The following is a 14,680-nucleotide window of genomic DNA, read 5'->3' on the forward strand; positions in this document are numbered from 1 at the left end:
GGCGGTTCAGGGAGAATCCGGCGTGGGGACCCAAGCTACTTCTCGGTCGCAAGACCTGGATCCACACGGTCGCCCACGCCGGGCTCTCGGCACCCAAGGTGCCAGATCGGCAAGAGATAAGATCCACGCCATGCGTGGATGGCGGCATCGTTGGGGTCAGAGCCCTTTCCTTGCGGAAGGGGCTCCGTCCCCGGGGCTCAGTTGCCCAGCTTCTTCTGCCGCGAGCGCTCGCGTGCGGCGCGTTCGTCTTCGCGCAGGCTCGGCCAGGCGGCGTGCAGGTACTGCAGGCCCGACCACAGGGTCAGTACCGCGGCAATCGCCAAAGTCCAGTCACCGATGTGGAACACCGGCCAGCCCATCCAGATGTCTTCCACCGGCACGTTCGGCGCCACCGAATACAGCAGGCACAGCAGCGCCACCATCTGCGCGGTGGTCTTGACCTTGCCGATCATCGCCACGCGCACCTTGGCGCGCTGGCCCAGTTCGGCCATCCATTCGCGCAGCGCCGACACCGCGATCTCACGACCCACGATCACCGCCGCCCAGAACGCCATCCACGGCGTCGGGTGGCCCTGCACGATCAGGAACAGCGCCACCGCCACCATCAGCTTGTCCGCGACCGGGTCGAGGAAGGCACCGAAGGCCGACTCCAGCTGGTAGCGGCGGGCGATCCAGCCATCGAGCCAGTCGGTGATCGCGGCCAGGCCGAAGATCGCCGCCGAAGCGAAGTTGGTCCAGGTGTAGGGCAGGTAGAACACCAGCACCAGCACCGGGATCATCACGATCCGCAACAACGTCAGCCAGGTGGGCAGGGTCAACTTCATGCTTGCGTGCTTCTCTCTCTACTCGGCCGCATCAGGCGTGGCCAACCCGTGCAGGTTAGCGTAGATACGTGCCGCGAGGGCGTCATTGATGCCTTCCACCTTGGCGATTTCCGCTTCACCAGCCGCCTTCAGGCCGACCAGGCCGCCGAAATGCTTGAGCAGGCTGGCACGACGGCGCGGGCCGATGCCGGGGATGTCCTCCAGCTTGCTGGTCATCCGCGCCTTCTGGCGGCGGCCCCGGTGGCCGGTGATGGCGAAGCGGTGGGCTTCATCGCGCACCTGCTGGATGAACTGCAGGGCCGGGTTGGCTGCACCGGGACGCAGCTCGCGACCGTCAGGCATCACCAGCGCTTCGTGGCCGGCACGGCGCTCCACGCCCTTGGCCACGCCCACCAGCAGCACGCCTTCCACGCCCAGGTCGGCCAGAGCGGCCTGGGCCTGCGCCAACTGGCCGGCACCACCGTCGATCAGCAATACGTCCGGCAGCACGCCCTGCTCTTCCACCGCACGGCGGAAGCGGCGGTCGATGGCCTGGCGCATGGCGGCATAGTCGTCGCCCGGCTCGATGCCACTGATGTTGAAGCGGCGGTACTGCGCGCGCACCGGGCCTGCCGCGTCGAACACTACACACGAGGCCACGGTGGCCTCGCCCAGCGTGTGGCTGATGTCGAAGCATTCCACGCGCTTGACCGGCTCGGCCAGGCCCAGCATGTCGCGCAGCGCATCGCTGCGCGCGTGCTGCGCGTTGCGGCTGTTGAGTTCAGTGGCCAGGGTCAGCTGCGCGTTGCGGCTGGCCAGTTCCACGTAGCCGGCACGCTCGCCGCGCACGTTCCACTTCAGCTGCACCTTGCGTTCGGCCGAAGCGGACAGCGCGGCGACCAGCAGATCGGCGTCCGGAATCTCGCGATCCAGCAGGATCTCGCGCGGCGGCTCGAACTCGATGTAGTACTGCGAGACGAACGCCGCCAGCACTTCTTCCGGGCTTTCTTCACCATTGGTGCGCGGGAAGAACGGACGGGTGCCGAGGTTGCGACCATCACGGAAGGCCAGCAGCAGCACGCAGGCCTGGGAGCCCTGCATGGCCACCGACAGCACATCCAGATCGGCGGCGCGGCCGTCCACATACTGGCGGGTCTGCATGCTGCGCAGCGAAGAAATCAGGTCACGCAGGCGCGCGGCCTGTTCAAACTCCAGCGCCTCGCTGGCGACCTGCATCTGCTCGCCCAGTTCACGGGTCAGCTCGTCGCTCTTGCCTTCCAGGAACAGCGCGGCGCGGCGCACCGATTCGGCGTACTCGGCAGGCGCCACCAGCTCCACGCAGGGCGCGCTGCAGCGGCCGATCTGGTACTGCAGGCACGGCCGCGAACGGTTGCGGAACACGCTGTCCTCGCAGCTGCGCAGCTTGAACAGCTTGTGCATCAGGTTCAGCGTTTCGCGCACCGCAGTGACGCCGGGATACGGCCCGAAATAGCGCCCGGGAATGGCACGCGGGCCGCGATGCAGGGCGATGCGCGGCCAGTCCTCGCGGGTCAGCAGCACATGCGGATAGGTTTTGTCGTCGCGCAGTGAGACGTTGTAACGCGGCGACAGCGACTTGATCAGCTGGTTTTCCAGCAGCAACGCCTCGGCTTCCGAACGCGTCACCGTCACGTCCATGCGCACGATCTGCGAGATCATCGACATGATCCGCGCATTCTTCGGGCTGCCGTTGAAATAGCTGCCGACACGGTTGCGCAGCGCACGCGCCTTGCCGACATACAGCAGGGTGTCGTCGGCAGCGTACATGCGGTACACACCGGGGGCGGTACTGAGCTGGGCCGCGAAGGCCTTGCCGTCGAAGGCCGGGGCGGGAACGTCGGTCATTCGCTGATCGGCACTTCGCTGAGCACGCCGCTTTCGGGGTCGAATCGCAGTATGGCGTGGGCATCGGTCTCGGCGATCCACACCGCACCGGCACCCACGGCCAGACCGGCCGGGCCATGCAGGCGGCGCGGCAGCGGCTGGGTCGTCAGTTCGCCACCACCCAGGCGCAGCGTGCGCAGGCGGCCATTGCCGGTATCGGCAATCCACAGCAACGGTGCATCCGGACTCAGCGCTATCGCCTGTGGGAACTGCAGGCTGGCCTGCGCGCGCGGGCCATCTTCGTCACCGAAACGCCAGGGGCCCTGCCCGACCAGCGTCTGCACCAGATCCCCGCGCAACTGCAGTGCGCGGATCGAGGAGCCCAGCGCATCGGCCACGTACAGCACCTGCTGCACCACGGCCAGTGCGGTCGGCTGTGCGAACGCGGCCAGGTGGCCGCTGCCATCACGCTCGTCGATGGCACCGCTGCCGGCGCGCCATTGCAGGCTGCGCTGGCCGAGGTGGTAGCTCCAGATGCGGTTGTCGCCGGCCATGGCGATGTGCAGCTGGTTGTCAGCGATGGCCAGGCCAACCGGGTGGTCCAGCGAGACCTGCCGCGCCTGCGCGACCGGCCCCTCCACCGGCGCGCCGGGGCGGCCATTGCCGCACAGCGTGTCGACGATGCCGGTCAGCAGGTTGATGCGACGCACGGCATGGTTGCCGGTGTCGGCCACGTACAGCGCGTCGCGCTCCAGCACCAGCGCCTGCGGACGATGGAACGCCGCTTCGGCGAGGTTGCCGTCCATGAAATCGGCCGTCCCCAACCCGAACTGGCGCAGGATGCGCCCGCCGTGGCTGCATTCGAGGATGCGGTGATGGCCACTGTCGGCGATGTACAGGCGTTCGGTGCTGACCGCCAGGCCCAGCGGGAAACGCAGTGCCTGGCGCGGCTCCGGATGCAGCTCGGTACCGCCGCGCGGCGGTGCCGACGGCGCGCCGTGGCACAGCGCATTCAACGCACGCTCAAGGTCTCCCGGAGCACCCAGCCCGACCAGCCGTTGCTGTTCGCGCCCCTGCGCGTCCAGCAGCACCACGGTCGGCCAGGATGTGATGCCGAAGCGACGCCAGCCATCCCAGTCGGCATCGAGCAGGACCGGCATTGACAGCCCTTGGCGACGCAGCAGTTTCAGTGCGGCGCCGGCATCACGCTCGAAATCGAAACGGGGGACCTGCAACACCAGCGGCTGCAGCATGCCGGGGTGACGCGACAGCCATTGACCGAACTCGGCCAGGCGCTGCGCGCTCCAGGCAGAAGCGGCGTTGACGAACAACAGCGCCACCGGCCGACCACGCAGTTCGGTCAGGGTGCAGGGGGCGGCATTGAGCCAGGTGGCGAACTCGGGCAGGTCCGGGACGGGCTGGACGTTCATGGCCCGATTATGCCGGAGTCGGCGTCATGCAACAGTCGTGCCACTGCACGTTTTGCAGCATTGTCGACCAGCGTCCAGACCTGTTCGAAGTGATCGCTGCCGCCGGTGTAGGGGTCCGGGATAGCCACCCGCCCCTCTCCGCCCGACCAGGGCAGGTACAGCGCCAGCCGCTCACGCTGGGCAGGTGCAGCCAAGCGTCCCGCATCCCGCAGGTTCGCCTCGTCGGCGCACAGGATCCAGTCGAAACGGTCGAAATCAGCGCCTTGCAGCTGGCGCGCACGCAGGCCGCCGATGTCCACGCCATGCCCGGCCGCACAGGCGATCGCGCGCCGGTCCGGCGGCTCGCCGACATGCCAGTCGCCGGTGCCGGCCGAATCCACCTGCACCCGCCCCGCCAGCGGTGAAGCGTCCAGGCGTGCGCGGAGCGCACCTTCGGCCATCGGCGAACGGCAGATGTTGCCGAGGCAGACGACCAGCAGCCTCATCGCGCGGCCAGCGTCTGCAGCAACGCTTCAGCGCGTTCCAGATCCTCGGGCGTGTCGATGCCGGGCGGGAACGGTTCCGGCGAGATCGCCACACTGATCGGATGGCCCGCTTCCAGCACGCGCAGCTGCTCCAGCGATTCGACCTGCTCCAGCTGGCCCGGGGGCATCGCCGCGAACTGCTGCAGGAAACCGGCGCGGTAGCCGTAGATGCCGATGTGGCGCAGCCAGGCATGCCCTTCCGGCAGCGTGTCGCGGCTGCGCGCGAAACCATCTCGGTGCCAGGCGATCGGTGCGCGGCTGAAGTACATCGCCTCGTTGCGCACGTTGCGCACCAGCTTGACCACGTTCGGGTCGAACAGCGTCTGCGCATCCTCGACGGAGGTGGCCAGGGTCGACATGGGCGCGTTGCCGCCGACCAGCGCTTCGGCCACCGCACGGATGCCGGCCGCCGGCGCGAACGGTTCGTCACCCTGCAGGTTGACCACCACGGTGTCGTCGGCCCAGCCGGCGATGCGCGCACATTCGGCCAGGCGGTCGGTTCCGGACGCATGCGATGTAGCGGTCATCGCCACCTTCACCTCGGCCAGCCCGGACAGCGCGTCGGCAATGCGTTGATCGTCGGTAGCAACCCATACCTCGCCCGCGCCCGCCTGCAGCGCGCGGCGTGCCACGTGCAGCACCAGCGGTTCACCACCCAGCAGGCGCAGCGGCTTGCCCGGCAGCCGCGAGGCGGCATAGCGGGCCGGGATGGCGACAACGAATTCGGTCATGGGGCGATACTCGGCAGGCTCGTTACAACGGGGATGCGGCCGGCGGCGCGTGAATGCAAGCGCCGCCGCGCCACTCAGTTCGGTCGCAGCTTGTCCAGGCGGTCAGTCAGCGCCACCCAGAACGCGGCAGGCAGCTCGGCACGCAACGGCACCGCGTAATGCCAATCGTTGCCGAACGCGCGGCATTTCACCGCGTCCTTCTCGGTCATCAGCACCGGCAGCTGGCTGCCGAAGGACAGGTCCTGCGGCTGGTAGGCCTGGTGGTCGGCGAAGGCATGCGGGACCACGCCGATGCCACGCGCGCGCAGCATGTCGAAGAAGCGCTGTGGATGGGCGATGCCAGCCACCGCATGAACACGCTGGCCCTTGAAGTACGACAACGGGCGCGCGCGGCCACCGGCCAGCGGCTGCGCACTGTCGATGTGCAGGGCCATCGGCCACTGGCCGAAACCGCAGGCCTGCGCCGCGGTTTCCTCATCGGCCTGGCCCAGGTTGACCACGCGGAAATCGCATTCGCCGGCCCGGCTGACCGGCTCGCGCAGCGGTCCGGCGGGAATCATCCGGCCGTTGCCGTAGCGCCGCTGGGCATCGACCACTTCGATCTCGATGTCGCGCGCCAGCCGGTAGTGCTGCAGGCCGTCATCGCAGACGATCACGTCGCAGCCGGCCTGGATCAGCGCCTTGCCCGCAGCCACGCGGTCAGCGTCCACGCGCACCGGCACGCCGGTCTTCCAGGCGATCAGCACCGGTTCGTCACCGCCCTTGGCAGTTGGCGTGTCGGCCTGCACCCACAGCGGCTTGTCGGCGTCTTCGCGGCCATAGCCACGGCTGGCGACGCCCGGCTTCCAGCCGGCCGCGCGCAGGCGCTCGACCAGGGCGATGGTCAGCGGCGTCTTGCCGGTGCCGCCGGCGGTGATGTTGCCGACCACGATGACCGGCACCGGCAGCGTGTAGCGCTTGCGCCATCCACGCCGGTAGGCACGGCGGCGCAGCGCGGTGACGCCGGCATACAGTAGTGCCAGCAGGCGCATCGCCCACGGAACCGGGCTGCCGTCGTACCAGTACGGCGGGGTCTGGGTACCCTTGCCAGCCATCAGTCCTGCCTTTCGCGGAACTGCATGCTGTGCAGATGCTGGTACAGGCCACCCATGGCAAGCAGCTCCTTGTGGGTGCCCCGTTCGACGATGCGGCCGTGGTCCATCACCAGCACCAGATCGGCATGCTCGATGGTCGACAGGCGGTGCGCGATGACCAGCGTGGTGCGTTCGGGCATCAGGCGCTGCAGTGCATCCTGCACCAGTCGCTCGGATTCGTTGTCCAGCGCGGCGGTGGCTTCGTCGAGGATCAGGATCGGCGCGTCACGCAGGATCGCGCGGGCGATCGCCAGGCGCTGGCGCTGGCCACCGGACAGCAGCGCGCCGTTCTCGCCGACCGGGGTCTGCAGCTGCTGCGGCATGCGCGCGATGAACTCCCACGCATTGGCCGCTTCGGCCGCCGCACGGATCTGCTCCTCGCTCGCTTCCATGCCATAGGCGATGTTGGCCGCGATCGTGTCATCGAACAGCATGACCTTCTGTCCGACCATCGCCACCTGCCGGCGCAGGTCGGCCAACGGATAGTCATCCAGCGCGACGCCATCGAGGGTGATGACACCACCGCTGGGCTCGTAGAAGCGCGGCACCAGCCGGATCAGGCTGGTCTTGCCACTGCCGGAACGACCCACGATGGCGGTGACCGTGCCGGGCTTGGCAACGAAACTGATGTCGTCCAGGGCAATGCCGCTGTCCTCGCGGTAGCGCAGCATGACGTGGTCGAAGGCCAGTTCGCCGCGCACGCGCTGCACGCTGTTGCGGCCCTCGTCACGCTCGACCTGCATGTCAAGGATGCCGAACAGGCGCTCTGCGGCGGCCACGCCGCGCGAGATCGAGGTCTGCACGCTGGTCAGGCGGCGCAGCGAAGGAATGATGGCCATCATCGAGGTCATCAGGCCCATGAACTGGCCGGCGTTGAGGCGGCCGGCCAGCGCTTCGCGGGTCGATACCCAGACGATCACCGCCAGCGCCAGTGCGGCCAGGAACTGCACCACGCTGGACGCCGCCGCACGGGTGACTTCCACCTTCATGTTCAGCGACAGCATGCGGTTGGCCAGGCGCGAGTAGCGCGAGATTTCATGCTGCTGGGTGCCATGCACCTTCACTTCCTGCTGCGCCGCCAGCGACTGTTCGGCGGTCTGCGCCATCGAGCCCATGCCGTCCTGGATACCGCGGCTGATGCGGCGGTAGCGCTTTCCCACGTAGGACACGATCACGCCGATCAGCGGCACCACCACCAGCATGGCAACGGTGACCTTGACGCTCATCTGCAGCATCACCGCCAGCATGGCGATGATGGTCAGGGTGTCGGCCACCACGGTCTTGAGTGCGTCGGCACTGGCCTGGGTGACCTGTTCGGTGTCGAAGTTCAGGCGGCTGACCATCACCGGCGTCGCTTCGGTATCGAAGTGCGAGGACGGCAGGTGCAGGTACTTGGCAAGCACCTGCTCACGCAGGTCGCGCACCACGCTGCGGCCGGTCTTGGCCAGCGCATAGTCGCTTACCCAGGTGGCGAGGCTGCGCATCAGGAACAGGCCGAGGATGGTCAGCGGCAGGATCACCGCCATGCGCGGTTCCGGGTTGACGAAACCACGGTTGACCAGCGGTTCCATCAACTTGGTGAAGTGGTAGCCCGCCAGGGCTTCGACCACCATGGCGATGACCGCGGCCACCATGAACACCCAGTAGGCGCGGGTGTACCCCAGCAGGCGTTTGTAGATCGGCCACACCGGCGCGTGATTGGAACTCATGGACGCACCTCGGGTGCTGTTGCAATGGCAATACGGCGGAAGCCGAGCTGACCCAGCGCGTCCTGCGCGGTCACCACGGCCTGGTAGGGAGTGCGCGCGTCGGCGCGCAGCAGCACGGTCTGCTGGCGATCGCTGCCGGCCACGGCGGCGATGGTCTGCTTGACCGACTCGACGTCGCTGCGCAGCACTTCCTGGTCATTGATGAAGTAGCGGCCTTCGGCGTTGATCAGCACGCTGAGCGAGCGTGGCGGCTCGTTGGTCTGCTGCTGGCTTGCGGTCGGCAGCTGCACCTGCAGCGTCGAACGCGCGTCGAAGGTGGTGGTGACCACGAAGAAGATGATCAGCACCAGGATGACGTCGATCAGCGGCACCAGGTCGATATGCGGCTCATCCTGGGATCGGTCGTTGCCGATACGCATCGATCAGGCCTTCGCCGTGGCGGCGCCGGCCTGGCGCGCGGCCGGGGCCGGGTTCATCACCCCGGGGCGGCCGTCGAGCGTATCCAGCAGGGCACTGGCTTCCTGCTCCATCTCCACCACGTAGCCGTGGATGCGGCCCTTGAAGTAGCGATGGAACATCAGCGCCGGGATCGCCACGATCATGCCGGTGGCGGTGCACACCAGCGCCTTGCCGATGCCGCCAGCGAGCTGGTTCACGTCGCCCACGCCGTGGTCGAGGATGCCCAGGAACATCTGGATCATGCCGATCACCGTGCCGAGCAGGCCCAGCAGCGGGCCCGCCGAGGCAATCGTGCCCAGTGCGTTCAGGAATCGCTCCATGCGGTGCACCAGGTGGCGGCCGGTGTCTTCGATGCGCTCACGGATCTGGTCACGCGGACGGTTGCGCGCTTCCAGTGCGGCAGCCAGCAGCGCCCCCAGCGGCGAGTTCGCCCGCAGGGTCTGCAGGTGGGCCGGGTCGAGCTTGCCGCGAGCGGCCCAGTTGCGCACTTCCTGGCCGAGGCCGGGCGGCAGCACCTCAGTCCGCCGAAGGGACCAGAAACGCTCCAGGATGATCGCCAAAGCCAGTACGCCCAACAGCAGCAGCGGCACCATCGGCCAGCCACCGGCCTTGACCAGTTCCCACACGTTTCAACCCTCCGGCCCAACGGCCGCTTGTTCGATCGGCGATAGGATAGCAGCCGACCGCGCCCGCCCAGCGGCATCCCACCACCGGGATGCATGGATGCGCTGTTCACGCAGCTGCAGGCCTTGTGCGCCAAGCCATACGCGGATCGCCCCGGAGTCGGCCGTGGCCAGCACTTCCGCGCCTTGCGCCTGCCAGCGCTGGACCACCTCCTGGCGCGGGTGGCCGAAGCGGTTCCTGTGCCTGGCAGAGACCACCGCCAGCCGCGGCGCCACCGCCGCAACCCACGGCGCACTGGAGCTGCCGCCGCTGCCATGGTGCGGCACCAGTACCACGTCCGCCTTCAGCGCGTGCGGATACGCCCGCAGCAACGCCCCCTCGGCCGGGCGACCAATGTCGCCGGGAAGCAGCACCACGCCGTGGCGGCTGGCAATGCGCAGCACGCAGCTGTCCTCGTTTTCGGCTTGCCGGCTGCCCGGCGTGGGATGCAGGACCTGGAAATCGACCCCATCCCACTGCCAGCGCGTCCCCTGCTGGCACGGGGCAGCCCCGGCGATGGCGCTGCCGGGCGGCGCCAGCAGTTGCAGCCCGGCCAGCTGCCGGCGCAGGCCGGGCAGGCTGCCGGTGTGGTCCAGGTGGTCATGGCTGAGCATCGCCTGCTGCGGTGGCCCCTGACCGAGCGCACGCAACGCCGGAATCAGGATCCGCTCGTTGCCGTCACCACCGGTCGGCGGCCCAACGTCGTACCAGAGCGCGTGCCGGGCCGTGCGCACCAGCACCGCCGTGCCCTGCCCGACATCGTGCACCAGCAGCTCCAGCTCGCCCTCGGCAGGGGCATGCCGTGCCGGCCACAGCAGTGGCAGGCACAACAGCAGGCCAGCGAGGCCACCGCCGGCACCGCGCGGCAGCAGCCACCAGAACACGCCCAGCAAGGCCACCGGTACCGCCCAGCGCGGCGCCTCGGCCAGCCACCACATCGCCTGCGGATGCAGCGCCAACGGCTGCAGAGCCTCCCAGCTGAGCTCGAACAGCCAGGCCGCGGCGCGCCAGGCCCAACGCCCCGCGCCGTCATGCAGCACGTGCAGGGCGGTACCGAGCAGCGACAGCGGAACAACCAGCATTGTCCACCACGGGATGATCGGCAGATTGACCAGCGGCCCCAACCGCGCGGTCCCGCCGAACAAGGCAACGCACAGCGGCAGCAGGCCGAGGCTGGCAACCCCCTGCGCGGCAAGGAACCCGCGCAGCCCACCACCGATACCCTCCGGCCCCGTCCTCGGCAGGCACCAGAGCAGCCACAGCACGCCACCGAAGCTCAGCCAGAATCCAGCCGAGAGCACCGACAGCGGCGCCGGCAGCAGCATCACCATCGCGGCCAACGCCAGCCCCTGCCCTGCGCCAACCGGGCGGCGCCCGGCCCTGGCCAGTGCGACCAGCCCGATCATCAGCGCCGCGCGCACCGTCGGCAGTGCACCACCCGCCGCCACCGCATAGGTGGCTGCGGCCAGCGCCGCTCCCCATTCGGCGGCCTGCGGCCGTGGCCAGTACCGCCCCAGCAGCGGGCACAGCCACCACGACAGGCGGCACAGCAGCACGCCGAAGCCCGCGACCACGCCCACGTGGAAACCGGAAATGGCGACCAGATGGGTCAGGCCCAACGCGCGCAGGTGTTCCCAGTCGGCATCGGACAGGCCACGGGTATCGCCCAGTGCCAGCGCCTGCACGAACCGTGCGGCAGGATGTGCCACCTGCACGGCGATCGCGGCACTGCTGCGTTCCCGCCAGGCCTGCAGGCCCTGCGCCGGCAGCCACTCGCGTGCACTTGCCGGATCACGCACCGAGGCATTGCCGGAGATGCCCCGCAGCACGGCGTGGCGCTCGCCATCGAAGCCACCGGGATTGATCCGTGAACGCGGCGCACGCACGCGCAACGACAGTTCCCAGTACGCCCCGGCGCGAACCGCATGGCGTCCAGCGCCCGGGCCACGTTGCGGAGGGCCGCGCCACGGATCGTTCCAGGTGACCTGCAGGCGCTTGCCACGCAGCGATGGCAGCGCGTCGGCATCTTCGACATGCAGCACGAAACGCGTGTAGCCGGGCCCCTGCTGCGGAAGGTCGGCAACCCGGCCCCGCACCTGCACATCCTGCGGCGGCGCGCCGGGCGCAAGTTGGCCGTGCAGGACCCAGTGCCCGTGCAGTGTTGCCCATGCCAGACCGAGCAGGGTCGCGGCCCACGCACGGCCGCGCCAGCGCAGCAGCCAGCCGCTGGCGCCGGCGACCGCCATCGGCACGCTCAGCCACAGCGGCAGCAGCATCGGCATCTGCACGCAGGCCAGCGCCCCCAGCACCAGGCCGGCGGCGCAGCCAAAGCCAAACAGGGCCGGGGCGGAGCGATCGGGAACCATTCCCCCAGCCTGCCGCTGGAGGTGGCAGGCTGCCTATCGGGCCTTTCCCCGTGTGCCTGTCAGCGCCGTACGGTACCGCGGTGGAAATTGACTCTGAAGCTGGCGCCGCCACCCGCCGCTTCACCCACGCTGACCGAGCCACCGTGGTGCTGCACGATTTCCTTCACCAGGTGCAGGCCCAGGCCACTGCCGCTGCCGGCTGCACGCAGGCGGTGGAAGGGCTCGAAGATCGCTTCGCGGTCACCGACCGGAATGCCGGCGCCCTGGTCGCTGACCTCCAGCAGGCCGCGTGCATCCAGGCGCACGCAGATGATGCCGCGCCCGCCACCATGGACGATGGCGTTGTGCACCAGGTTGGCGATCACCCGCCCCAGCGCCAGGCTGTCGCCATGGATCCACACGGGCGACTCCGGCGCATCCACCTCGAAGCCATAACCGGCGCCGACCACCAGCGGCGCCAGATCGGCGGCCGCCTCGCGCACCAGCAACGCCAGGTCCAGCCGCTGCAGCGCGCCGACATTGCGGTCGAGCCGCTGCAGGTCGAGCAGGTGCTCGGCCACGTTGCCGAGGCGGGCGACATCGGTCAGCAACTGCGATTTCAGTTCACCCTGCGGCAGCTGCGAGAGGCGCGCCTGCACCACCGCGATCGGTACGCGCAGCTCATGCGCGGCATCGGCGAGGAACTTGTCGCGTGCTGCATAGCCCTGCTGCACCTTGTCGATCGCATCGTTGAACGCTTCCACCAGTGGTGCGACCTCGGTCGACACCAGCTGCGCATCCAGGCGCGCGCCCGGCTGGCCGATGTCCAGTTCCTTGGCCTGCTGCGCGGAGCGGCGCACGCCGCGCATCGCGCGATGGATCACCGTCGGCATCACCAGCAGCGTCACCACAATCAAAGGCAGGAAGAACCACAGGCCGATCAGGCGCAGCACCATCAGCGCGCCATCCAGCAACCCGCCCTTTGGAGCGCCACCGACCATCACCGTGATGCGGCGCCCCTCTTCGTTGCGGATCATCACCCGCGCCACATCCAGGTAAGGCGGCACCAGCGAACCAAGTTCGGTCGCGCCCAGCGTCGGCAACCGCGCCAGCAGCGGCGCGTGGATCGCCGGAATCGTGCCGCGCTCCAACCAGACCCCCTTGTCGTCGACTGCCGCGAACCAGAGGTTGCCGCCTGCACTGGCATCGAGCTTTTCCCAGCGCGCCTGGTCCAGCACCAGCCGGCCACCCTCGCTGTGCACCGCCTTGGCCACTGCCTCGGCCATGAACATGTCCATGCCCCAGGTGTCCTTGTCACCCCAGGTCAGGATCAACGCGACCACCGCGAACAGCACGGTGAAAGCCTGCGCAAGGAACAGGCGCCAGGCCAGGCCCAGGGTGATGGAACGGATCGGACGTGCCATCTCAGGCCTCCGCCAGCAGGTAGCCGACGCCGCGGATCACATGGATCTCCACGCCGGCCCCGGCCTGTTGCAGCGCCTTGCGCAGCTTGGAGATATGCGCGTCCAGTGCATTGGACTGGATCTCGTCATCGAAACCGTACACCGCCGCCTCCAGCGCGCTGCGGGTAACGGTGCGCCCCTGCCGCATCGCCAGCGCCTGCAGCACCAGCACCTGCCGGCGCGGCAGCGCCAGCAGCTGGCCATCGACCTGCGCCTGCAGCGATTCGAAATCGAACTCCAGCCGGCCCAGTCGCAGGCTGGGTGTCACCATCGCAGAGGGTCGCCGCGACACCGCACGGATGCGCGCCATCAGTTCCTCGATCGCCACCGGCTTGACCAGATAGTCATCGGCTCCAACATCCAGGCCCTCGACCTTGTCCGACAGCGTGCCCTTGGCAGTCAGCATGATCACCGCCAGGTTCGGGCGCAGGGCCCGCGCGACGGCAACGAAGCCAGCGCCATCGCCATCAGGCAACTGGCGGTCGAGCAGCATCAGCTGGTGCACGGGTTCGCGCAGCGCGATGGCTGCTTCGGCCAGGCAACCAACCACATCGGCGACCACGCCCTGCCGCTCCAGTCCCGATTGCAGGGCTCGGGACAGATCAGGATCGTCTTCGACCAGGAGGATGCGCATCGGGGGCTCGGCTACCGGAAACGGTGCCGATCATAGTGCCTGGCGCCCACTTTTTCCGCTTCGGCCTGCCGGATGCGCCGACGCAATGTTCTGACAATGTTGCTCCCCCATCATGCGCAGCCATCCCCCGCAAAGTCGTTGACCGATGCCGCCACTGCCCTCGACCCTGCTGCGCCCGCTGCTGTTCTCCGCTGCCTTCGGCCTGCCGGTGCTCGCGCAGGCCGCCGACCGCAACCCGGGCGTGCAGGCCGGCATCAGTGCTGGCGCAACCTCGGGCGCGTATGCGCACTACGACGTCAAGCCACTGGTGGTCCCATCCATTGCCTGGCAGGGCCAGCGCTTCTTCGCCAGCCCCGGCTCGCTGGGGATGTACCTGTACAAGGGCGAGGGCCTGCGCCTTTCGGCGGCGGTCACGCCCTACACGCTGCGCTTCAAGACCGACGACGTGAACGATCCGCAGCTGCGCCGCCTGCACAGCCGGCAGATGTCGGCCATGGCCGGCATCAACGGCGAATACAGCGCCGACTGGGGCATCGTCGAAGCGGGCGTGATGCGTGAGATCACCGGCCACGGCGGCGGTTTCGAATCACGCCTGCACTACAGCTATCCGATCCAGGCCGGCCGCTTCACCTGGGTTCCCAAGGTGGGCGTGGTGCACTCCAGCGCACGCTTGCTGGATTACTACTACGGCATCAGCGATGAGGAAGCGTTGCGCTCCGGGCTGGCCGCCTACAGGCCGGGCAGCACGACATCGCCAAGCCTGCAGATCGCCGTCAGCACGCCGCTGGGCACGAAGTGGCGCGCGACCGGCGTGGTTGCCAACCAGTGGTTCGGCGATGCAGTGAAGGACAGCCCGATGGCACGACGCGGCACACAGTCGTCGGCCTTCATTTCCCTGATGCGCTCGTTCTGAACGAGCGCCC

General features: G+C 68.7%; 13 protein-coding genes. 1 reads left to right on the plus strand and 12 read right to left on the minus strand.

All coding sequences use genetic code 11. The annotated features are described in order from the left end of the window. Positions 1–197 precede the first annotated feature (197 nt). The 12 genes from pgsA to AC5P88_RS17695 all read right to left on the minus strand — a co-directional run bounded on the left by pgsA (position 198) and on the right by AC5P88_RS17695 (position 13,757). Entirely contained in the window at positions 198–824 is a 627-nt protein-coding gene (gene pgsA, locus AC5P88_RS17640) for a CDP-diacylglycerol--glycerol-3-phosphate 3-phosphatidyltransferase (RefSeq protein WP_010486073.1), read from the minus strand. Between the two features lie 18 nt (positions 825–842). After that, a complete protein-coding gene (uvrC, locus tag AC5P88_RS17645; protein ID WP_106548995.1) occupies positions 843–2,687 on the minus strand; it encodes an excinuclease ABC subunit UvrC in 1,845 nt (614 codons plus the stop codon). After that, on the minus strand, positions 2,684–4,096 hold the full coding sequence (locus AC5P88_RS17650; protein ID WP_106548996.1) for a hypothetical protein: 1,413 nt from the start codon (positions 4,094–4,096) through the stop codon (positions 2,684–2,686). The genes uvrC and AC5P88_RS17650 overlap by 4 nt, the downstream gene beginning before the upstream one ends. Next, entirely contained in the window at positions 4,093–4,581 is a 489-nt protein-coding gene (locus AC5P88_RS17655) for a low molecular weight protein-tyrosine-phosphatase (protein WP_106548997.1), read from the minus strand. Before AC5P88_RS17655 ends, AC5P88_RS17650 begins: the two co-directional genes overlap by 4 nt. Next, a complete protein-coding gene (gene kdsB / locus AC5P88_RS17660) occupies positions 4,578–5,351 on the minus strand; it encodes a 3-deoxy-manno-octulosonate cytidylyltransferase (RefSeq protein ID WP_106548998.1) in 774 nt (257 codons plus the stop codon). The genes AC5P88_RS17655 and kdsB overlap by 4 nt, the downstream gene beginning before the upstream one ends. A 74-nt stretch (positions 5,352–5,425) precedes the next feature. Then, a complete protein-coding gene (gene lpxK / locus AC5P88_RS17665; protein ID WP_106548999.1) occupies positions 5,426–6,445 on the minus strand; it encodes a tetraacyldisaccharide 4'-kinase in 1,020 nt (339 codons plus the stop codon). Beyond that, positions 6,445–8,193, minus strand: coding sequence for a lipid A export permease/ATP-binding protein MsbA (gene msbA, locus AC5P88_RS17670; RefSeq protein WP_099552684.1), 1,749 nt, complete (start codon positions 8,191–8,193; stop codon positions 6,445–6,447). The genes lpxK and msbA overlap by 1 nt, the downstream gene beginning before the upstream one ends. Further along, entirely contained in the window at positions 8,190–8,612 is a 423-nt protein-coding gene (locus AC5P88_RS17675; RefSeq protein WP_106549000.1) for an ExbD/TolR family protein, read from the minus strand. The genes msbA and AC5P88_RS17675 overlap by 4 nt, the downstream gene beginning before the upstream one ends. Before the next feature lie 3 nt (positions 8,613–8,615). Further along, on the minus strand, positions 8,616–9,278 hold the full coding sequence (locus AC5P88_RS17680; protein ID WP_049432517.1) for a MotA/TolQ/ExbB proton channel family protein: 663 nt from the start codon (positions 9,276–9,278) through the stop codon (positions 8,616–8,618). A 3-nt stretch (positions 9,279–9,281) separates the two neighbouring features. After that, positions 9,282–11,681 (minus strand): DNA internalization-related competence protein ComEC/Rec2, encoded by a 2,400-nt coding sequence (locus tag AC5P88_RS17685; protein WP_495225633.1) that lies wholly within the window; start codon positions 11,679–11,681, stop codon positions 9,282–9,284. A 59-nt stretch (positions 11,682–11,740) separates the two neighbouring features. Continuing rightward, positions 11,741–13,084, minus strand: a complete 1,344-nt coding sequence (locus AC5P88_RS17690) for a sensor histidine kinase (RefSeq protein ID WP_106549002.1) — start codon at positions 13,082–13,084, stop codon at positions 11,741–11,743. Between the two features lies 1 nt (position 13,085). Further along, positions 13,086–13,757 (minus strand): response regulator transcription factor, encoded by a 672-nt coding sequence (locus tag AC5P88_RS17695; protein WP_033833867.1) that lies wholly within the window; start codon positions 13,755–13,757, stop codon positions 13,086–13,088. A 145-nt stretch (positions 13,758–13,902) separates the two neighbouring features. On the opposite strand from AC5P88_RS17695, the gene AC5P88_RS17700 reads away from it, so the two are divergent. Further along, complete coding sequence (locus AC5P88_RS17700; RefSeq protein WP_111112435.1) at positions 13,903–14,670, plus strand: MipA/OmpV family protein; 768 nt, start codon at positions 13,903–13,905, stop codon at positions 14,668–14,670. Positions 14,671–14,680: the final 10 nt, after the last annotated feature.

The sequence above is a fragment of the Stenotrophomonas sp. YJH_SMC_8 genome (assembly GCF_059371315.1).

Excerpts from the sequence above, each read along its gene's own strand:
- pgsA (WP_010486073.1), bottom strand. The coding sequence starts at position 824 with ATGAAGTTGACCCTGCCCACCTGGCTGACGTTGTTGCGGATCGTGATG.
- uvrC (WP_106548995.1), bottom strand. The coding sequence starts at position 2,687 with ATGACCGACGTTCCCGCCCCGGCCTTCGACGGCAAGGCCTTCGCGGCC.
- AC5P88_RS17650 (WP_106548996.1), bottom strand. The coding sequence starts at position 4,096 with ATGAACGTCCAGCCCGTCCCGGACCTGCCCGAGTTCGCCACCTGGCTC.
- AC5P88_RS17655 (WP_106548997.1), bottom strand. The coding sequence starts at position 4,581 with ATGAGGCTGCTGGTCGTCTGCCTCGGCAACATCTGCCGTTCGCCGATG.
- kdsB (WP_106548998.1), bottom strand. The coding sequence starts at position 5,351 with ATGACCGAATTCGTTGTCGCCATCCCGGCCCGCTATGCCGCCTCGCGG.
- lpxK (WP_106548999.1), bottom strand. The coding sequence starts at position 6,445 with ATGGCTGGCAAGGGTACCCAGACCCCGCCGTACTGGTACGACGGCAGC.
- msbA (WP_099552684.1), bottom strand. The coding sequence starts at position 8,193 with ATGAGTTCCAATCACGCGCCGGTGTGGCCGATCTACAAACGCCTGCTG.
- AC5P88_RS17675 (WP_106549000.1), bottom strand. The coding sequence starts at position 8,612 with ATGCGTATCGGCAACGACCGATCCCAGGATGAGCCGCATATCGACCTG.
- AC5P88_RS17685 (WP_495225633.1), bottom strand. The coding sequence starts at position 11,681 with ATGGTTCCCGATCGCTCCGCCCCGGCCCTGTTTGGCTTTGGCTGCGCC.
- AC5P88_RS17690 (WP_106549002.1), bottom strand. The coding sequence starts at position 13,084 with ATGGCACGTCCGATCCGTTCCATCACCCTGGGCCTGGCCTGGCGCCTG.
- AC5P88_RS17695 (WP_033833867.1), bottom strand. The coding sequence starts at position 13,757 with ATGCGCATCCTCCTGGTCGAAGACGATCCTGATCTGTCCCGAGCCCTG.
- AC5P88_RS17700 (WP_111112435.1), top strand. The coding sequence starts at position 13,903 with ATGCCGCCACTGCCCTCGACCCTGCTGCGCCCGCTGCTGTTCTCCGCT.